The following is a 19836-nucleotide window of genomic DNA, read 5'->3' as shown; positions in this document are numbered from 1 at the left end:
AGCGCTTGACCCTGCCCGCCTTCTGGTTGCTAATTCGCATGTCAGGGGAGGAGGACGTCATGTTTAGATCGTGGCTTGCCGCGGTGGCTCTGGTCGTCGCGGCCGGTTCCGCATCCGCCCAGTCCGATCTGCCGGAGGATGTGCGCCGCAGCTATGTGGCCTACAATGCGGCGATGCAGGCGGAGGACTACGAGCGTGCGCTGCCGGCCGCCCACGCGGCCTGGCGGGCGGCCGAGGCGGCCGATTACGACCCGGTCGTGACCGCAACGCTCGCCGACAACTATGCCCAGCTCGCCGATGCGCTCGGCCGATACGAGGAGGCGGGATCGGCCTACCGTGCCGTCGTACGGCTGCAGCAGGAAATCGGCGAGAGCCCCGGTGTGATCGGCCAGACCTGGCGCCTTGCCGCGACGGCCGCGCTCAGCGCCGGCGACACGCGCGGCGCGATCCGGCTCGCCGACACGGCCGGCGACCTGTTGCAGAACGCCACGGAGATCGATCCCGGCCTGCGCGCCAACGAGCTCTTCCTAAGCCGCGCCATCCAGGCACACGCCCTGTGGCGGGACGGATCGATGCGCGGCGCGGCCCTGCGGGCGCAACAGGCGTTCGACGCGCTCGCCGATCACGACCTCACCTCGGAAGGCCATTTCGCCCTCCTCTCCTTCTATCTCGGGGCGCTGGCGGCGGCCAGGCGCGAGGATACGGACGCGGCCTACTGGCTCTCGGTCGCCCATACCTGGATGGTCCGCGAGGGGTCGCATCCGGAGATGCGTACAGGGCTCGGATACTGGGCGGACTATGCCCGGGGCCGGCTCGACAGCGACGACCGGCTCGCCCTGTTCCGCCGCCTGGCCGGGGAAGGCATGGTCGAGGAGGTGGAAAGCGAGAGCGAGGGCTATCAGGAGTGCGCCGAGCGCGGCGACGCCGAACTCGCCGACGATCCGGCCAATCGCGACGCCGTAGCGCTGGAGCGCAGGCCGCCGCGATATCCTGAGCGCGCGGCCATGGCCGGTGCTGAGGGCGTCGTGGTGATCCGCTACGCGATCGACGAGACCGGCCGGACGCAGGACATCGAGGTGCTGTTCTCCATTCCGTTTGCCGACTTCGCCGAGCCCTCCGTGGAGGCGGTGGAGCGCTGGCGCTTCGATCCGGCCCGTGTCGGCGGCGAGCCGGTGCGCCAGGAATGCCGGATGACGACCATCGAATACATCCTGGAGGGCTGAGTGTTCGCCGGCCTGTTTGCCTTCGCCCTCGGCCTCGCAGCGGCGGCGGTCGAACCCGCAGACCCGGTCGGGACGATCGGGGAGGGGCTTGTCCGGCTCGAGGCGGCCTGGCGCGCCGGCGATCTGCACGAGGTCAGCCACGTCGCCGACGAGACGCTGCGCCTGATCGAGGCGGACGACTGTCCCTGGCGGCAGGATGCGGCGCTCGTTGCCGCGATGGGATTTGTCGCCGGCCATCAGGAAGGCCCGTCCTCGACCGGCTACAGCGCCTTCGTGGCCGACCGGGTCTCCGACGCCTTCCCAGACGTGCTGCCCGACGCCCTGCTGGCGGTCGTGACGGAGGCGCAGGCCGAGCCCGGTGAATATGTCGCCTTGGATTACCGCTTCGCCCGGTCGCCCTATCTGGACCCGCCACGCGACACCGCCTGCGCCGGGGCCCGCCTCGATCCGGCCCTCCTGATCGGGGAGCCGGAGCGCGCGAGCAGCGTGATCGTCGCTTTGTGGGTCGGCGAAGACGAACGCGTCCCGGCAGGGCGCGCGGAGCTGCTCTACGCCTATCCGGCCTCTGCCGGCGCGGCTGTCCTTGCCGAACTGCGCGCCAGCGGGGCGCTGCTGCGCTCCTTCCAGCCGGTACATGTCTACGCCCTCGATCCCTGCGCCTCCCTGCAGGTGGGGGTCGGCGAGTACCTGCGACTCTGCCGAGTCCCGGAGGGGCCGCAGGAGGAGGGCGGAGCGCAGTAGCGCGATCGAGGCGCCGCCGATCTTGTCCCCCGACGGTGTGCGACACGATAGAATCACCGCCTCGCTTGCACCTGCGCTCACGCGCCGCAGCCCCGGAGAAGCGGGGAGCCGACTCTCGCCCATGCCGTTCGTCCGAGACAAAACCTCCAACGGCTCTTACCGCGCCTTTCAGCCCCCACACGCGATCCGGAGACCGGTAGTCGTTGTAGGAGTCCGATTTCCCGCTATCCCCGCCGGGGACAAGTCCGGGGGCCGCGTTGCCGCACCCGGCTTGGCGGGGGCGCGGTTTCGCCTTAGATCGGCGGCCATGACCGTCATCGAACCGGGCGCGATCCGCGCCGCTCTCCGCTTTGTCCCCGCCCATGCCCGCACCGTGCTTGCCGGGGCGGGGCTCTATGGCCTCGTTTTCACCGTGCAGAGCCTTCTCACGGTCTACGCCGCGGCGGGGTCGTCCGGGGCCGCGCTCGGCGGGGTGATCGTCGCGCTCGCCGCCTTCTTCGCCTTCGCCGCCGCGCTCGCCGGCTACGGCCGCGCGGCGCTGGGCCTGCCGCAGGCGGGGCCGTTCGGCCTCGCCTTCGACGCGGACGGGCTGCGCATGGTCTGGGTGGCGCTGCTGGTCGCGGTGCTGTGCTTCACGGTGCTCGGCACCGCGCTCCTGGTGCTCGCCTTCATGCTCGCCGCGCTCGCCATGATCGGGGCCGAGCGCATCGGCATGAGCGAGCCGCCGGAGGGCTTCATCAACATCTTCGCCCTGTTCGGGCCGGGCGAGTGGATCGTCGCCGGGGTGCTGATCGCGGGCTTTGCCGTGTTCTCGATCTGGCTGTTCGCGCGGCTCTCCCTCGCCGTGCCCGCGACGCTGGAAGCCGGGCGCATCCGCATCCTGCAGGTCTGGCCGCTGTCGGCGAAGCGCTTCGTGGCGATCACGGCGAGCGCGGGCGCGCTGCTGGTCCCGGGCCTCGCCCTCGTTGCCGGCTTCAACGCGCTCGCCGGGGCCGCCTTCGGTGTCTACCCAGCCTCGGCGCAGTCCATGGTGGCCGCGACGGGGGAGGTGACGGGGCCCCTCGCGCTCTTCGCCGCGCTGTCCTTCGTCCACGGCGCGCTGAAGATGATCCTCCTGACCGCGCCGCTGACCGCGCTGTTCTGCGCGCTCTACGCCAGGTATCGCGCGTGAAGGCGGGGGCGTCACGAAACCGGGAAGACTTCCCCGCGCGGCTTGGATAAGCTTCACGGGTCACGCAGCGCCGGGGGGAGAGATGACCAAAGCGCCCTACGATTTCGTCACCGCCACCTTCTTCTTCTTCAAGGCGATCGGCCGCAGGCCCGGCGGCGTCCTCGCCATCGCGATCAGCCAGATCGTGGGCTATGTCCTGATCGTCGCGCTCATGATCGCAGCCTTCATGCCGATGCTCTCCATGCTCATCGAGATGGAGGCCGAGGGCCGCGAACCGAGCGCGCAGCAGGCGCTGACCGCGGTTGGCTCGGTCGGGCTTCTCGGCCTGCTCGGAGTTCTCCTCGCCATCATGTTCGCGCTCTCCATCCAGGGGGCGTGGCTGCGCCTGCTGACGCGCGACGAGGTCAAGGGCGGCATTCCGCTGCGCTTCGGCGCGGACGAGCTTCGCCTGTTCGGCATCAACATCATCTTCATCGCCTTCTGGGTCATCGCCTGGATCGCGGGTGCTATCGTGATCGCCATCGCCGGAGCCGGCGGGGCCGGGCTGCTCGCGGCCGGGGAGGGCTCGATCTGGGCCGGGCTCGGCGCCGGGATCGTCTGGTTCCTCGTCTTCGTCGCGCTCGCCATCGCCGCGATCTGGATCTGCATCAAGTTCGCGGCCGCGCCGGCCATGACCGTGAACGAGCAGCGCTTCCGCCTGTTCGAGAGCTTCGCCGCGACGAAGGGCATCGTCGGCTGGATGTTCCTGTCTTATCTCGTTCTCGTCGCGATCATCCTGGTCGGCGCGACGATCATCAGCGTATTCCAGCAGGTCGTCGTGGTCGCCGGCCTGCTCGGCTCGCTCGGCACGCTGCAGGGACTCGAGCAGGCCAATCCCGAGACCGCGCAGGAGGTGTTCGAGATCCTGGGCCAGATCTTCACCGAGCCCGGCATACTCGCGGCGGTCATCCTCGTCCTGCTGATCCAGGTCGCCTTCCAGATCATCGTCGAAGGCCTCTGGCACGGCGTCGGGGCCTACGCCGCCGTGCGCCATTCCGGCGGCGAGGCGGCAAAGGCCGAGGACATCTCCGCCCCGGCCGGCTCCGTCGGCGCCGCGCCGGGCGAGGGGTGATTTCCGCAATGGCCGATCCCGCATGAAGACCGCTCTCTACGCGCCCTGGCCGGAGGCGGCGCGGCGCAGCTGGGGCTGGGCGGCGCTTCTGCTGGTCGTCCTGTTCTATCTCGCCGGGGCGCTCCTCTACGGCGTCGGCCAGCTCGTCTGGATCGTCGCCACGCGCGGTGCGGGCGTGTTCGCCGACGAGGCCGCGCTGGAGGCCGCGCTCGCCACTCTGCCGCCGGCCGGTGTGCTGTTCGCGCTGCTGCTGGTGCAGTTCCTCGTCTGGGGCGGGCTCGCCTGGCTCTGGCTGCGCGCCTTCGAGCGGCGCGGGGTGGCCAGCATCGGCATGGGTCCGCGACAGGCCGGGCGGCGCTTTTTCGGTGGCCTCTTCCTGTCGGCGGCGGTGCTCGCCGCTTTGGCCGTGGCGGTCGCGCTCATGGGCGTGGTCTTCCCCGTCGACATCGCCGGGGAGGTCGCCGCGGCCGACTGGGGACGGCTCGCCGATCCGGGCGTCTGGCTCGTGTTCGGCGCGATCGCGCTGTTCTTCCTGCTGCAGGGAGGGATCGAGGAGGTCGTCTTCCGCGGCTGGCTGATGAGCACGCTCGCCGCGCGCTGGGGCCGGACGGCGGGCGTGATCGCGACGACGCTCGCCTTCACCCTGCTTCACGCCCACGTGCTGCTCGCAGGCCTGGCGAACGGTCTTGCCGGGCTCGCCGGCATCTTCATGACCGGCCTTTTCCTCGCCCTGCTCGCGCTGCGGCAGGGGTCGATCTGGGGGGTGATCGGGCTGCATGGCGGCTTCAACGCGCTCACCCTCATCTCCACCCTCGCCGTCGCGCTCGCCCGCTCGCCGGAAACCCCGCTCGGGGTGCTGATCGTGGAGACCTTCCAGCGTGCGACCGGGCTCGAGGCCGGCGCCGGCTTCCAGCCCCAGGCGCTCGCCCAGGCGCTGGTGTTCGCGCTGTTCTCGGCGGTGCTGATCTGGCGGATGCCCGCGCGGCGCTGACGGATCGCGCAGCTCCCTCCAGGTGTTGACCACAGGCCATGGCGGACCGGAAGCGACACAGCCCCTTCGAGGTTCATCCGGCCCGTCTCGAGGACGTGCTGGAGGATCTGCGTGCGCAGGAGGGCGGGGAGACGATCTCGGTCGACGAGATCCTGGAAGCGCTGGCCCACCGCAGCTTCGGCCCGCTCCTGCTGGTGCCCGCGCTGATCTCGGTCCTGCCCGTGGTGGGCGCCCTGCCGGGGGTGAGCTACGCCATGGCGCTGGTCGCCCTGGTGATCTCGATCCACTTCGCGCTGTCGCGCCCCAAGCTCTGGCTGCCCGGGCGCCTGCGCCGGGTGAGCTTCGGCCGCAAGGCCTTCGACCGGGGGCTGGAGAAAGCCCGCCCGTTCATCAGATGGCTGGACCGCTTCGTGCTCCCGCGCTTCGCGATCGCCTTCCGCAAGCCCATGCCGCGGGTGATCTCGCTGATGTGCGTCGCCGTCAGCGCGCTGATGGTGCTCTATGCCAGCGTGCCGGGCGGGGTGGTGATCCCGGCCATCGCGCTGATCCTGCTGGGCCTCGGTCTGACGACCCAGGACGGCCTCGTCACGATCCTCGGCGTCATCGCCGGCGTGGTGACGATCGCGGGGACGTTCTGGCTGGTGGCGCTGGTGATTTGATGGAGCGCCCACCCGGCGTGGAGCCTACCCCGCCTTCAGCTTCCTCTGCCGGGCCCGGTCGCGCTCCAGCATCGGTTTCAGATAGCGCCCGGTCCAGCTCTCCTCCACGCCCGCGACGTGCTCGGGAGTGCCGGCGGCGACGATGCGTCCGCCGCCATCCCCGCCCTCGGGACCGAGATCGATGAGCCAGTCGGCGGTCTTGATGACGTCGAGATTGTGCTCGATCACCACCACCGAATTGCCCTGCTCGACGAGTTCGTGGAGCACTTCGAGCAGCTTCTTCACGTCCTCGAAATGCAGCCCTGTCGTGGGCTCGTCGAGGATGTAGAGCGTGCGGCCCGTGGCCCGCTTGGACAGTTCCTTGGACAGCTTCACGCGCTGCGCCTCGCCACCGGAGAGCTGGGTGGCGGGCTGGCCGACCTTGACGTATCCGAGCCCGACGCGCTGCAGCGTGATCATCTTGTCGCGCACGCTGGGGACCGCCTTGAAGAAGTCGGCGGCCTCGTCGACCGTCATGTCGAGCACGTCGGCGATCGACTTGCCCTTGAACTGGACCTCCAGCGTCTCGCGGTTGAAGCGCTTGCCGTGGCAGACATCGCACTCCACGAAGACGTCGGGCAGGAAGTGCATCTCGATCTTCACCACGCCGTCGCCCTGGCAGGCCTCGCAGCGCCCGCCCTTCACGTTGAAGGAGAAGCGGCCCGGCTTGTAGCCGCGCGTCTGCGCCTCGGGCAGGGAGGCGAACCAGTCGCGGATCGGGGTGAATGCCCCGGTATAGGTCGCCGGGTTGGAGCGCGGGGTGCGCCCGATCGGGCTCTGGTCGATATCGATGATCTTGTCGAGATGCTCGAGACCCTCGATCGCGTCGTGCGGCGCGGGCACCTGGCCGGACTTGTTGAGCTTTCGCGCCGCGGCCTTGTAGAGCGTCTCGATCGTCAGGGTCGACTTGCCCCCGCCCGAGACCCCGGTGACGCAGGTGAACACCCCGAGCGGGAAGTCGGCATCGACGTTCTGGAGGTTGTTGCCGGTCGCCCCCTTGATCGAGAGCATGCGCTTGGGAATCACCTTGCGGCGCTGTTCGGGCACCTCGATGAGCTTCGCGCCGGAGAGGTACTGGCCGGTCAGGCTCTTCGGATTGGCGCGCACCTCTTCGGGCGTGCCCTGGGCGACGACATGGCCGCCATGCACGCCGGCTGCCGGGCCGAGATCGAGCACGAAGTCGGCGGTCTCGATCGCCTCCTCGTCGTGTTCCACGACGATCACGGTATTGCCGAGATCGCGCAGCCCGCGCAGCGAGTCCAGAAGGCGCGAGTTGTCGCGCTGGTGCAGGCCGATCGAAGGCTCGTCGAGGACGTAGAGCACGCCGGTCAGCCCCGAGCCGATCTGGCTCGCCAGCCGGATGCGCTGGCTCTCGCCGCCCGAAAGCGTGCCCGACGCGCGGCTGAGCGTGAGATAGTCCAGCCCGACATCGACGAGGAAGCGCAGCCGGTCGCGGATCTCCTTCAGGATCCGCCGCGCGATCTCCTGCTCCTTGTCGGTGAGCGTCGCCTCGATCTCCTCGAACCAGTCGCGCGCCTGGCGGATGGAGCGCTCGCCGGCCTCGGAGATGTCGTTGCCGGCGACCTTCACCGCCAGGGCCTCCGGCTTCAGGCGCTTGCCACCGCACATCTCGCAGGGTTGGGCGGACTGGAAGCGGGCGAGGTCCTCGCGCACCCAGGCGGAGTCGGTCTCGCGCCAGCGCCGCTGCAGGTTCGGGATCACGCCCTCGAAGGGCTTGGTCGTCTTGAACTGGCGCAGCCCGTCCTCGTAGGTGAAGGTGACCTTCTGGTCCGTCCCGTAGAGCACGACCTGCCTGAAGTCCTCGGGAAGATCGCGCCAAGGCTTGAACATCGAGGCGTCGAAATGGTCGGCGAGGGCATCCAGCGTCTGCTGGTAGAGCTTCGAGGTCGCCCGGTTCCAGGGCGCGATGGCCCCGTCATAGAGCGATTTCTCCCGGTCGGGGACGACGAGGTCCTCGTCGAACTTCAGGCTCTGTCCCAGCCCGTCGCAGGCCGGACAGGCGCCGAACGGATTGTTGAACGAGAACAGGCGCGGCTCGATCTCGGGGATGGTGAAGCCGGAGACCGGACAGGCGAACTTTTCGGAGAAGATGATGCGATCGCCGGCTTCGTAGCCGCTCGAGGCGGCGGCGAGTTCGGCGACGGCGATCCCATCGGCCAGGCGCAGGGCCGTCTCCAGCGAGTCCGCCAGGCGCTGCTCCAGGCCCTCCTTGATGACGACGCGGTCCACCACGACGTCGATATCGTGCTTGAACTTCTTGTCGAGCTCGGGTGCGTCCTCGAGGGCGTGGAACTCCCCGTCGACCTTCACGCGCTGGAAGCCCTGCTTGAGGAGATCGGCGAACTCCTTGCGGTACTCGCCCTTGCGTCCGCGCACGATGGGGGCGAGCAGGTAGAGCTTGGCGCCGTCCTCGAGCGCCATCAGCCGGTCGACCATCTGGGAGACGGTCTGCGCGCTGATCGGCTCGCCGGTGGCCGGGGAGTAGGGCGTGCCCACGCGCGCCCACAGCAGGCGCATGTAGTCGTAGATCTCGGTGACCGTGCCCACCGTCGAGCGCGGGTTCTTCGAGGTCGTCTTCTGCTCGATCGAGATCGCAGGAGAGAGGCCTTCGATGGAATCCACGTCCGGCTTGCTCATCAGCTCCAGGAACTGGCGCGCATAGGCCGACAGGCTCTCCACATAGCGCCGCTGTCCCTCGGCATAGATCGTGTCGAAGGCGAGCGAGGACTTGCCCGAGCCGGACAGGCCGGTGAACACGATGAGCTTGTCGCGCGGCAGATCGACCGAGACATCCTTCAGATTATGCTCGCGGGCGCCGCGCACGGAAATGTGGGTATGAGCCATGGGGGTCTTTTGAACTTCCTTCGCGCGAGGCTCATACTTAGGCCTCTCGCGTGCCTGCTTCCACAGCCAAGGTGCTTTCCCACAGAGCCGTTCAGCCCCGGCAATGGACTCGGGCGCCGGAGTGATGTGAACTCGCCTGTGAATCGCCGCGCCTTGACGGCCGGAACATTATGTGAACAAATTTGCGGAAGAACGCAAGCGGGAGTGGATGGACATGGCCGGAAGCGTCAACAAGGTAATCCTCATCGGCAATCTCGGCGCGGACCCGGAAATCCGCCGCCTGCCCTCGGGCGATCCGGTGGTCAACATGCGCCTCGCCACCAGCGAGCAGTGGCGCGACCGCCAGACCGGGGAACGCCGCGAGAAGACCGAGTGGCACAATGTCGTGATCTTCAACGACAACCTCGCCAAGGTCGCCGAGAACTATCTCAAGAAGGGCTCCAAGGTTTACATCGAGGGCCAGCTGCAGACGCGCAAATGGACCGACCAGAGCGGGCAGGACCGCTACACGACCGAGGTCGTGCTGCAGAAATTCCGCGGCGAGCTGACCATGCTCGACGGCCGCGGCGAGGGCGGCGGACGCTCCGGCGGCTATGCGATGGAGGACCAGTCCTCCGGCGGCCAGCGCCAGGAGCGCCCGCGCGAGGACTTCTCCTCCGACACGCTGGACGACGACATCCCGTTCTGATCGCGATGCGGCGCCCTGCCGGCGCCGCATTTGCATCCGAGCCTGTCTCTTCGGCTCCGCAGGACGGGGAGGATCGAGGGTGCGAAGGGTTCTGGCGCTTCTTGCCGCGGTGATCGGCTTTGCCGGCGCAGCGGCGCAAGGCGTCCGTGACACGATCGAACCTGCGGCCGGTATGCTCGACGCCATCCTCGAGGAGGCCGGCGTCGAGGGGGCGGTGCTGGTGCGCCGGCTGTCCGACGGGGCGGAATGGACCGGGGGCGGGGCGCGCGTGGACGAACGCTTCCTGCCGGCCTCGACCTTCAAGATCGCCAATACGATGATCCTGCTCGAAGCCGGAGTGATCACCGACCCGGAAAGCGAAATCATCGCCTGGGACGGGGTCGAGCGCGGCGGAGGATGGGACCAGGACCAGACTCTTCGCAGCGCCTTCCGGCGCTCGGCCTACTGGGCCTATTCGCGTCTCGCCGGTGAAGCGGGGCACGGGCACATGGCCCGCATGGTGACGCTCCTGGGCTATGGCGACGAGCATGTCGGCGGCCCGGACGAGGTCGGCACGTTCTGGCTGGAGGGTCCGCTCTCGGTGACCGCGCGCGAGCAGGTCGGCTTCCTGCAGCGCCTGCATGCGCGCGTTCTGCCGGTCGAACCGGCCCATATGGAGACCGTGATCGGCTTCATGGAGGTCGAGCGCGGCGAGGATTGGGTGCTGCGCGGCAAGACCGGCTGGGGCCAGCCGGAAGGCCAGCCCGATATCGGCTGGTTCGTCGGGTGGCTGGAGTCCGAGTCCGACACCTGGCTGTTCGCAGTCAATATCGACATGACCGACCCGGAGCGGCACCGAAGCCTGCGCGAGCACATCGCGCGGTCCGCGCTCGCGGCCGCCGGCGCGCCGGACACCCACTGATCCGATTGAAACACCGGAAGAAACGCCGTGGCCGCGCGGGAGCGCCGGGCTGGCGGCTTGCGAAATCACAGGAAAGTTAAACGTCGTTCACTTTTCAAACGACGATCACGCCGTTATAGGAGTGAACGCTGTTCATATATGGGTCGCGCATCGGGTGCGCCCAGCCCAAGTCTACAGGAAGAGAAATCATGCTCCCCAGGATCTCGCTTGCCCTTTCGGGCGCTCTCGCCGCTGTCATGCTCGCCGGCACCGCCGCCGCGCAGGACTGCCCCTCCGAGCCCGCCTTCGTGCCGCAGAGCGCGGGCAACCGCGACGTTGCCGCCGCCGCGACGCGGGTCGAGCGCCAGGAGTGGCGCGCGGCCGAGGCCTTCGGCTGGCGCGCCGTGGAAGGCGCCAGCTCCACCGTGCAGGGCGCGGCCTACGTCAATCTCTGCGCCGCGGTCGCCCACCGCAGCCGCGACCAGCTGATGGCCATCTGCGATGCCGGTGTCGCCATGAGCGAGATCCAGTGGACCGCCCACACCAATCGCGGCGCCGCGCGCTGGATGGAAGGCGACCTTGCCGGTGCGGCCGAGGATTTCCGGGCGGCGGCCGAGCTCGCCCCGGACGAGCCGGCCGTCCGGCACAATCTCGCCCTCGCGGCGTGTGCCGCGGAGTAGGCGGTCCGTCACCCCGCCCCGCCTGCCCCCGCGAAAGCGGGGCCCCGGAGCGCCCTGATCTCCGGACCCCCGACGCCCTACGGGCTCGGGGGAGGCGGGCAGTGCGGGAGCTTTCTCCCTAGGCCGCCCGCTCGTCGCCGATATTGGCCATCAGGTCGGGCAGCCAGTTTTCGTGCGCCTGCTTCAGGCGGACGAGATCGAGGCCGTGTTCGCCGTTGAAGGTGATCTGCCGGCCGCCGGCCAGGCCGACGACGCTGACGGGAACCCCGGCCGCCTTGGCATCCTTCAGGATGGCCTCGGCGGTCTCGGCCTCGGCGGCGATGAGATAGCGCGCCTGGTCCTCGCCGAAGGCCCACGCGAAGAGCGGCAGCTTGCCGTCATAGGCGAGCTTCACGCCGACACCGGCCGCCAGGGCCATTTCCGCCGCCGCGCAGGCGAGGCCGCCATCGGACAGGTCGTGGACGATCCTGGCCCGGCCGTCGCGGATTTCCTTGCGCACGAAATCGCCGTTGCGCTTCTCCGCCTCGAGATCGACATGGGGCGGGGCGCCGTCGTCCTCGCCCTCGACATGGCGCAGATAGAGCGAGGCGCCGAGCTGGCCTTCGCTCGCGCCGATGCAAAGAAGGACATGGCCTTCCTTCAGCCCGCCATAGGAGGCGCGCCTGGAAAGATCGGGGATGAGCCCGACGCCGCCGACCGCCGGGGTCGGCGGAATGGCCTTGCCGTCGGTCTCGTTGTAGAGCGAGACGTTTCCGGACACGACCGGGAAGTCGAGCGCGGCGCAGGCCGCGGCCATGCCCTCCACGCAGCCGACGAACTGGCCCATGATGTCGGGGCGTTCGGGATTGCCGAAATTGAGGCAGTCGGTGATGGCGATCGGATCGGCGCCGACGGCGGTCAGGTTGCGCCAGGTCTCGGCCACGGCCTGCTTGCCGCCCTCGAACGGGTCGGCGGCGCAATAGCGCGGCGTGCAGTCGGTGGTGATGGCGAGCGCCTTGTTCGTGCCGTGCACGCGCACGATGGCCGCATCGGCCGGATCTTCCGAACTCGCGACCGTGTCGGCCATGACGTGGCGGTCGTACTGGCTCCAGATCCAGCGTTTCGACGCCATGTCGGGGGTGCTCATGAGCGTGAGCAGGGCCTCGCCGAGATGGCCGGGGCTCTTGAGGCGCTTCACGTCGATGCTGGCGCGCGCCTCGGCGGGGAAGGCGGGCCGGTCGTACTTGGGCGCCTTCTCCCCGATCGGATCGAGCGGCAGGTCGCAGACGAGCTCGCCCTTGTGGGTCAGCACCAGCCGGCCGGTATCGGTCGTCTTGCCGATCGTGGCCACGTCCAGGTCCCACTTGCGGAAGATGCGCTCGGCCACGTGCTCGCGCCCGGGCTTGAGGATCATCAGCATGCGTTCCTGGGATTCCGAGAGCATCATCTCGTAGGCCGTCATGCCGGTTTCGCGCTGGGGCACGTGGTCGAGATCGAGCTGGATACCGAGCCCGCCGCGCGAGGCCATCTCCACGGAGGAGGAGGTGAGGCCGGCCGCGCCCATGTCCTGGATCGAGCTGATCGCGTCCTCGGCCATCAGCTCCAGGCACGCCTCGATCAGCTTCTTCTCGGTGAAGGGGTCGCCGACCTGGACGGTCGGGCGCTTCTCTTCCGAGCCCTCGCCGAACTCGGCGGAGGCCATGGTCGCGCCATGGATGCCGTCGCGGCCCGTCTTGGCGCCCACGTAGAGCACCGGATAGCCGACCTCGCGCGCTGCCGCGGTGAAGATCCTGTCCTTGTCGGCAAGGCCCACGGCCATCGCGTTGACGAGGATATTGCCGTTATAGCCCTTGTCGAAATTCGTCTCGCCGCCGACGGTCGGCACGCCGACGCAATTGCCGTAGCCGCCGATCCCGGCCGCCACGCCGGAGACGAGCTGGCGGGTCTTCGGATGCGAAGGATCGCCGAAGCGCAGCGCGTTCATCAGCGCGACGGGACGCGCGCCCATGGTGAACACGTCGCGCAGGATCCCGCCGACGCCTGTGGCCGAGCCCTGATAGGGTTCGATGAAGCTCGGGTGGTTGTGGCTCTCCATCTTGAACACGGCGACCTGGTTGTCGCCGATATCCACCACCCCGGCATTCTCGCCCGGTCCGTAGACCACGCGCTCGCCGGTCGTGGGGAATTTCCTCAGATGGATGCGCGAGGACTTGTAGGAGCAGTGCTCCGACCACATCACCGAGAAGATGCCGAGCTCGACCAGGTTCGGCGGGCGCTTCAGCTCGGACAGGATCGTCTCGTATTCCCCGGCCGTGACATGCTCGAGGACGATCTCCTCGTTGATGCCGGGGGCGTAGCGTGCGGTGTCGGTCATTTCTGGCCTCCCAGCAGGCTCTCGAACACGCCGAGACCGTCGGTCCCGCCATGGGTCTCGTCGACGGCGCGCTCGGGGTGGGGCATCATGCCGAGCACGTTGCCGGCCTTGTTGGCGATGCCCGCGATGTCGTGGATCGAGCCGTTCGGATTGTTCAGGTAGCGGAACACCACGCGTCCCTCGTCCTCGAGTTCCTTCAGCGTATCTTCGTCCGCGAAGTAATTGCCGTCGTGGTGCGCGATCGGGAACACGACTTCCTTCGTGTCGCCATAGGCGCGGGTGAACATCGAGTTCTTCGTCTCGATCGAGAGCGGTGTTCTTTCGCACACGAAGCGAAGGCCGGCATTGCGCATCAGCGCCCCCGGCAGGAGACCTGTCTCGATGAGGATCTGGAAGCCGTTGCACACGCCGAGCACCGGCGTGCCGTCACCGGCCTTCTTGACCACGTCGCGCATGATCGGCGAGCGCGCGGCGATCGCGCCGGAGCGCAGATAGTCGCCATAGGAGAAGCCGCCCGGCACGACGACGAGGTCGAGCCCGTCGGGCAGGGTCGTGTCCTCGTGCCAGACCATTTCGGCGGGAATACCGGTGACGCGCTGCAGCGCATCGGCGGCGTCGCGGTCGCAATTGGACCCGGGAAAGACGATGACGGCGGTTTTCATGGGGGAGGTCCGCCTTCTTCTCAGGCGCTCAGTTCGATGTCGTAGTTTTCGATGACCGGGTTGGCGAGCAGCTTGTCGCACATCGCCTTGACCCGGGCTCCCGCTTCCTCGGCATCGGCGGTCGCCAGGTCGAGCTCGATGAGCTTGCCCTGGCGCGCGGCGGTGACCTCCTCGAACCCGAGATGGTTCAGCGAGTGGGCGACGGCCGAGCCTTGCGGGTCGAGAACGCCGGGCTTGAGATAGATGTGGATGCGCGCTTTCATTTGACTGCCTCCGGACCGTCGCTTGCCTGGCCGCTTTCCTTCATGATTCCGAGACGGCGCGCCACCTCGGCATACGCCTCCGTGACATTGCCGAGATCGCGGCGGAAGCGGTCCTTGTCCATCTTCTCGTTCGTCGCCATGTCCCACAGCCGGCAGGAGTCCGGGCTGATCTCGTCGGCGAGCACGAGGCGGGGTATGTCGTTCTGGTCGTAGAGCCGGCCGAATTCCAGCTTGAAATCGATCAGGCGGATGCCCGCTCCGGCGAACAGCCCGCTCATGAAGTCGTTCACGCGCAGCGACAGCGCGATCATGTCGTCGATGTCCTGGGTGGTCGCCCAGTTGAACGCCGTGATGTGCTCTTCCGAGACCATCGGGTCCTCAAGCGCGTCGTTCTTGTAATAGAACTCGACGATGGAGCGCGGCAGCGGCTCGCCTTCCTCAAGGCCGAAACGCTTGGCGATCGACCCGGCCGCGACGTTGCGCACGACGACTTCCAGCGGCACGATCTCGACCTCGCGCACCAGCTGCTCGCGCATGTTCAGGCGGCGGATGAAGTGGGTCGGCACCCCGATATTGTTGAGGTGCGTCATGATGAACTCGGAGATCCGGTTGTTCAGGACCCCCTTGCCCTCGAGCGTGGCGTGCTTCTTGTTGTTGAAGGCGGTCGCGTCGTCCTTGAAGTGGGCGACGAGCGTGCCCGGCTCGGGCCCTTCATAGAGAATCTTCGCCTTGCCTTCGTATATCTTCTTGCGGCGGGACATGGGGCTGTCAGCTCCGGTCAATGGGGCCGGCCTGTCCGATCGCGTCTGGAAAGGGGGCGGGCCCGCATGCGTAGAAATGGAGCGGCGGCCCGCGAGAAAGCGGGCCGCCACGTCAAGCGCGGACCATAGTCGCAAAGCACCAGCCCTGCAACAGGACGCGTTAGCGCCGAAGCGGCGCGCATGCCGGGGCCGCGGCTACAGCTTCACCCGTTTCAGCCGCAGCGCGTTGGCGATCACCGAGACCGAGCTGAGGCTCATCGCGGCCGCCGCGATCATCGGGCTCAGCAGCAGGCCGAACACCGGATAGAGAACGCCCGCCGCGACCGGCACGCCGGCGGCGTTGTAGACGAAGGCGAAGAACAGGTTCTGGCGGATATTGGCCATCGTCGCCCGGCTCAGGCGGATCGCCTTGGCGACGCCGCGAAGATCGCCCTTCACCAGCGTGACCCCGGCGCTCTCCATAGCCACGTCGGTGCCGGTGCCCATCGCGATGCCGACATCGGCGCGCGCCAGCGCGGGCGCGTCGTTGACGCCGTCCCCGGCCATGGCGACGACATGGCCCTTCTCGCGCAGCTCGCCGACGATGCGGTCCTTGTCCTGGGGCAGCACGTCGGCATGGATCTCGTCGATGCCGAGCCTCTTCCCGATCGCTTCGGCCGTGGCGCGGCTGTCGCCGGTCAGCATGACCACGCGTATGCCTGCGGCGTGCAGGGCTTCCAGGGCTTCGGGCGTGGTCTGCTTGATCGGGTCGGCGACGCCGATGAGCCCGGCGGGCTTGGCGTCGACCGCCACGAACATCACGGTCTGGCCCTCGGCTCGCAGCGCCTCGGCGCGCCGGGCAAGGTGAGAGGGCACGTCTGCAAGGCTTTCCATCATCGCGGCGTTGCCGATCGCGACCGCGCGGCCCCGGACCGTGCCGGACACGCCCTTGCCGGTCACGGACCGGAAGCCGGAGACGTCGGACACTGCCGCGCCGCGGGCCTCGGCCCCCTTCACGATGGCCGTGGCGAGCGGGTGTTCGCTGCCGCGCTCCAGCGAGGCGGCAAGGGACAGCAATTCGGTCGCCTCGACGCCCGGCTCGGTCTCGACACTGACGAGTTCGGGCCGGCCCTGCGTCAGCGTGCCGGTCTTGTCGACGACGATGAGGTCGACCTTTTCCAGCGTCTCGAGCGCCTCGGCATTCCTGATGAGCACGCCGTTCTTCGCGCCTTCCCCGGTCGCGACCATGATCGACATCGGCGTGGCCAGCCCGAGCGCGCACGGGCAGGCGATGATCAGCACCGCTACGGCGTTGACGAGCGCGAACGCCATCGCCGGCTCCGGGCCGAAGAGGGACCAGGCGAGGAAGGACAGAATCGCGATCACCACCACGATCGGCACGAACCAGCCGGCCACCACGTCGGCGAGGCGCTGGATCGGGGCGCGGCTCCTCTGCGCCTCGGCGACCATCTTCACGATCTGGGACAGGAGCGTGTCCCCGCCGACGCGCGTGGCGCGCATGACGAAGCCGCCGGTCTGGTTGACCGTGCCGCCGGTGACCGCGTCGCCGGGCGCCTTGCGAACCGGCATCGGCTCGCCGGTGATCATGGACTCGTCGATCGTGCTTGATCCCTCGATCACCTCGCCGTCCACGGGGATCTTCTCGCCCGGCCGCACGCGCAGCCGGTCGCCCTCCCGGAGATCGTCCAGGCCGACATCGCGCTCGCTGCCGTCCGGCGCGATGCGCCGGGCCTTCGGCGGGGCGAGTTCGAGCAGGGCGCGGATCGCGCCCGAGGTCGCCTGGCGCGCGCGCAGCTCCAGGACCTGACCGAGCAGCACGAGCGTCGTGATCACCGCGGCGGCCTCGAAATAGACACCGACCCGGCCCCGCGCGTCGCGGAAGGAGTCCGGGAAGATGTCCGGCGCGAGGGTGGCGGCCACGCTGAACGCGTAGGCCACCGTGATGCCGAGCCCGATCAGGGTGAACATGTTGAGATTCATCGTGCGGACCGACTGCACGGCGCGCACCATGAAGGGCCAGCCGCCCCACAGCACCACGGGCGTGGCCAGGGCGAGCTGGATCCACTGGGCGAGCGCGGCGTCGATCAGGCCGTGCAGGGGATGTCCCGGCAGCATGTCGCCCATGGCGTAGGCGAAGAGCGGAAAGGTGAGCGCCGCGCTGATCCAGAAGCGCCGTCTCATGTCGTTGAGCTCGCTCTGGTCCTCCTCGCCGGCCACCACGCCCTCCGGTTCGAGCGCCATGCCGCACAGCGGGCAGGGCCCGGGTCTGGGCTGGCGCACCTGCGGGTGCATGGGACAGGTATAGACCGTGCCGGAATGGCCTTCAGGCACCGTGTCGTACTTGCCCGCCGGTGCGGAATCCGCCGCGCCGCCGCAGCAGGCATGGGCCTCGTGTCGGGTATTCATCGTGCGATCCTCACGAACGGCGATGTGCCAGTTCGGTGAGCAAATACCATACCCCCCTAGGGTATGAAAAGCCCGTTTGCCAACCTCCGGCTCCCGGCTGTCACCCGGTGCCGCCGGTGAGGAAATACGAGACGGCGCCGCCGGCGAGCCCGATCACGAACAGCATCGTCACCCCGTCCTGCACGCCGAACCCGCCGCCGTGATCGTGGCCTGCGGCCTCGTCCCTGACGAGCCGGCGGTGTGTCCTGCGCAGCCAGAGCATGACCGCGACGATCGCCAGGGCGGCGAGATTCATGAAGAAGGTGTAGTCGAGCTTGAACTGGGCGACCTCCTCGACCGCGCGCCCGGACTCCGGCATCGCCCCGGCCCAGAAGAAGGCGTAATGCAGGATGATCGCGGTCGCCACGATGCTCGCATACATGATGGCCGCGATGTAGAGCGCGACGCGCCAGCCGTAGTATTTCGCGTTCACCTTCACGAGCGGGGGCACCATCAGGTCGGAATAGATGAAGCCCATGATGCCGGCGAACAGCACCCCTCCCGAACTCAGCACCGTGGCGAGCGGGATATTGCCCATCGAGCCGATGAAGGTCGCCGCGGCCACGAAGGGGGCCACGGCCGCGTTCTGCAGCACGATCCAGAAATTGCCCGGGTTCTGCGCGGAGAAGTCGGCGAAGAACAGCGCCTTCCAGAAGGCGTCGGGCACGAAGACCGCGATGAAGCCGGCCGCGGTGAAGCCGATCAGGATCTCCTGCCAGACCATGCGCCATTCATCGACGAAATTGGCGCCCACGCGCGACCAGCCCGACAGGCTCGTGATCCGGTCCATCGCATCGAAGTCCTCGCGCTCCTCGTCGGCCTCGGCCTCGACCTTGTCGCGCGCCGCCTCCATCCAGCTTTTCGGATAGGTCAGGCGGATGAGCGTGGTGCTGATCGCGATGAGGATCAGTCCGCCGATGATCTCGGCGACCAGGAACTCCCAGCCCAGGAAGATGAAGATCAGGATCCCGAGCTCGATCACCAGGTTCGTCGAGGCGAACATGAAGGCCACCGCCGCCACGAAATGGGCGCCCTTGTGCACGAGGGCGCGCGCCGCGGCGAGGGCGGCGAAGGAGCAGGAGCTGGAGATCATGGCGAAGACGGTCGACAGCGAGACGCTCTTGGGATCGGGATCGCCCATGTGCCGGGTCAGGCGTTTCTTCGGCACGAAGGCCTGGATCATGGCGCTGATCGCGTAGCCGAGCACGAAGGCCCAGCCGGCCTTCCAGAAGAAGCCCGCCGCGGTCTTCACCGCCTCGCCATAGCTCGCCAGGAATTCGGCCAGTGTCGCGTTATCCCGTCAGCGCTTGCGCAAGGGGTCCGGACGCGCCGGCGCCCCGCGCCACTCGGTGCTGGCAGACTAATGGCGGGCGAAGACCGAACGTTCCGCACCGTCGAAGAGGATGACCTCGTAGGCCTCGCTGTGGCCGGGACTCTCCATGCCCGGCGAGCCCGCCGGCATGCCGGGCACGGCCAGGCCCCGGGCCTCGGGACGTTCGGCGAGCAGGCGGGCGATGTCGGCGGCCGGGACATGGCCCTCGATGACATAGCCGTCCACGAAGGCGGTGTGGCAGCTGTGCAGCTCGCCCGGCACGTCGCCCGCGGCCTTGATCGGCGTCAGGTTCTCGTGATTGCGCACCTCGACGGCGAAGCCGTGCTGCTCGAGGTGCTCGACCCAGGCCGCGCAGCACCCGCACCACGGGGTCTTGTGCACCACGACGCTCTGACCGGAAGCGGCGGAGGCGGCGCCGAGAAACAGCGCGGCGAGGGCGGCGAGGCGAAGCAGGAACGTCATCGGGGATGTCCTCGTGAAGGCGCGGTGCAAGGATACCCTGGCCGGGTATGTGGGAGTCAACACGCCCGGCTGCGGCCACGTGGCCGCAGCTCGCGCGGCGTGCGCGCTCGCGCATTGATTATCGCCCGTGCCCGCGATAATCCGGAAGGCAATCGGACTTTTCCATAAGAGGATCTCCCCCATGCCGAGCTTTGATGACCGCGAGAAGGCGTTCGAGAACAAGTACGCGCACGATCAGGAGCTCGAGTTCAAGGCGCAGGTTCGCCGCAACCGCCTGCTCGGCGCCTGGGCGGCCGAGCTGATGGGCCTGGAGGGCGAGGACGCGGAAAATTACAAGAAGGAGGTCGTCAAGGCCGATTTCGAGGAGAAGGGCGACGAGGACGTGTTCCGCAAGATCCGCAAGGATTTCGACAAGCACGGCGTCGACCAGTCCGATCACCAGATCCGCCGCCGGATGGACGAGCTTCTCGCCGAGGCGCGCGAGCAGGTGAAGAAGGAGGGCTGAGGCC

General features: G+C 68.4%; 18 protein-coding genes. 10 read left to right on the top strand and 8 right to left on the bottom strand.

Going from position 1 to position 19836, the window contains the following annotated elements; all coding sequences use genetic code 11:
• Positions 1–59 precede the first annotated feature (59 nt).
• The 6 genes from JW792_RS06910 (at position 60) to JW792_RS06885 (ending at position 5896) form a co-directional block, all read left to right on the top strand.
• Positions 60–1223: an energy transducer TonB gene (locus JW792_RS06910; protein WP_158291625.1), complete on the top strand. Its 1164-nt coding sequence runs from the start codon at positions 60–62 to the stop codon at positions 1221–1223.
• Complete coding sequence (locus JW792_RS06905; protein ID WP_135996428.1) at positions 1224–1964, top strand: hypothetical protein; 741 nt, start codon at positions 1224–1226, stop codon at positions 1962–1964. It begins immediately after the preceding gene.
• 307 nt (positions 1965–2271) lie between these two features.
• Positions 2272–3135, top strand: a complete 864-nt coding sequence (locus JW792_RS06900; protein ID WP_135996429.1) for a hypothetical protein — start codon at positions 2272–2274, stop codon at positions 3133–3135.
• A gap of 82 nt (positions 3136–3217) precedes the next feature.
• Positions 3218–4246 carry a hypothetical protein gene (locus tag JW792_RS06895; protein WP_135996430.1) on the top strand — a complete coding sequence of 343 codons (1029 nt, stop codon included), beginning with the start codon at positions 3218–3220 and terminating at the stop codon, positions 4244–4246.
• A 22-nt stretch (positions 4247–4268) separates the two neighbouring features.
• Positions 4269–5237 (top strand): CPBP family intramembrane glutamic endopeptidase, encoded by a 969-nt coding sequence (locus tag JW792_RS06890; RefSeq protein WP_135996431.1) that lies wholly within the window; start codon positions 4269–4271, stop codon positions 5235–5237.
• A 38-nt stretch (positions 5238–5275) separates the two neighbouring features.
• The gene (locus tag JW792_RS06885) at positions 5276–5896 is read left to right on the top strand and encodes an exopolysaccharide biosynthesis protein (RefSeq protein ID WP_135996432.1); all 621 of its coding nucleotides are present in this window, start codon (positions 5276–5278) and stop codon (positions 5894–5896) included.
• 24 nt (positions 5897–5920) lie between these two features.
• Here JW792_RS06885 and uvrA read toward each other — a convergent pair whose 3' ends face one another.
• Positions 5921–8800 (bottom strand): excinuclease ABC subunit UvrA, encoded by a 2880-nt coding sequence (gene uvrA / locus JW792_RS06880; RefSeq protein ID WP_135996433.1) that lies wholly within the window; start codon positions 8798–8800, stop codon positions 5921–5923.
• 214 nt (positions 8801–9014) lie between these two features.
• On the opposite strand from uvrA, the gene ssb reads away from it, so the two are divergent.
• The 3 genes from ssb (at position 9015) to JW792_RS06865 (ending at position 11048) form a co-directional block, all read left to right on the top strand.
• Positions 9015–9488: a single-stranded DNA-binding protein gene (gene ssb / locus JW792_RS06875; protein WP_135996434.1), complete on the top strand. Its 474-nt coding sequence runs from the start codon at positions 9015–9017 to the stop codon at positions 9486–9488.
• A 79-nt stretch (positions 9489–9567) separates the two neighbouring features.
• Positions 9568–10389, top strand: a complete 822-nt coding sequence (locus tag JW792_RS06870) for a penicillin-binding transpeptidase domain-containing protein (RefSeq protein WP_158291626.1) — start codon at positions 9568–9570, stop codon at positions 10387–10389.
• A 188-nt stretch (positions 10390–10577) separates the two neighbouring features.
• Entirely contained in the window at positions 10578–11048 is a 471-nt protein-coding gene (locus JW792_RS06865; RefSeq protein WP_135996436.1) for a tetratricopeptide repeat protein, read from the top strand.
• Positions 11049–11166: 118 nt separating this feature from the next.
• On the opposite strand, the gene purL is transcribed toward JW792_RS06865, so the two are convergent.
• The 7 genes from purL to JW792_RS06830 all read right to left on the bottom strand — a co-directional run bounded on the left by purL (position 11167) and on the right by JW792_RS06830 (position 19327).
• On the bottom strand, positions 11167–13401 hold the full coding sequence (gene purL / locus JW792_RS06860; RefSeq protein ID WP_135996437.1) for a phosphoribosylformylglycinamidine synthase subunit PurL: 2235 nt from the start codon (positions 13399–13401) through the stop codon (positions 11167–11169).
• Entirely contained in the window at positions 13398–14063 is a 666-nt protein-coding gene (gene purQ, locus JW792_RS06855) for a phosphoribosylformylglycinamidine synthase subunit PurQ (RefSeq protein ID WP_135996438.1), read from the bottom strand. The genes purL and purQ overlap by 4 nt, the downstream gene beginning before the upstream one ends.
• A 20-nt stretch (positions 14064–14083) precedes the next feature.
• Positions 14084–14326, bottom strand: coding sequence for a phosphoribosylformylglycinamidine synthase subunit PurS (gene purS, locus JW792_RS06850; protein ID WP_135996439.1), 243 nt, complete (start codon positions 14324–14326; stop codon positions 14084–14086).
• A complete protein-coding gene (gene purC / locus JW792_RS06845; RefSeq protein ID WP_135996440.1) occupies positions 14323–15087 on the bottom strand; it encodes a phosphoribosylaminoimidazolesuccinocarboxamide synthase in 765 nt (254 codons plus the stop codon). Before purC ends, purS begins: the two co-directional genes overlap by 4 nt.
• Positions 15088–15282: 195 nt before the next feature.
• Positions 15283–17493 carry a copper-transporting P-type ATPase gene (locus tag JW792_RS06840; protein WP_135996441.1) on the bottom strand — a complete coding sequence of 737 codons (2211 nt, stop codon included), beginning with the start codon at positions 17491–17493 and terminating at the stop codon, positions 15283–15285.
• A 100-nt stretch (positions 17494–17593) separates the two neighbouring features.
• The gene (locus JW792_RS06835; RefSeq protein WP_206340927.1) at positions 17594–18784 is read right to left on the bottom strand and encodes a permease; all 1191 of its coding nucleotides are present in this window, start codon (positions 18782–18784) and stop codon (positions 17594–17596) included.
• A 108-nt stretch (positions 18785–18892) separates the two neighbouring features.
• Entirely contained in the window at positions 18893–19327 is a 435-nt protein-coding gene (locus JW792_RS06830) for a DUF411 domain-containing protein (RefSeq protein ID WP_135996443.1), read from the bottom strand.
• A gap of 181 nt (positions 19328–19508) precedes the next feature.
• On the opposite strand from JW792_RS06830, the gene JW792_RS06825 reads away from it, so the two are divergent.
• Positions 19509–19832 carry a DUF1476 domain-containing protein gene (locus tag JW792_RS06825; RefSeq protein WP_135996444.1) on the top strand — a complete coding sequence of 108 codons (324 nt, stop codon included), beginning with the start codon at positions 19509–19511 and terminating at the stop codon, positions 19830–19832.
• Positions 19833–19836: the final 4 nt, after the last annotated feature.

This window comes from Marinicauda algicola, assembly GCF_017161425.1.
GTDB lineage: Bacteria > Pseudomonadota > Alphaproteobacteria > Caulobacterales > Maricaulaceae > Marinicauda > Marinicauda algicola.
Note: the sequence above shows the minus strand (reverse complement) of the source record. Positions and strands in the feature narration are given on the sequence as shown.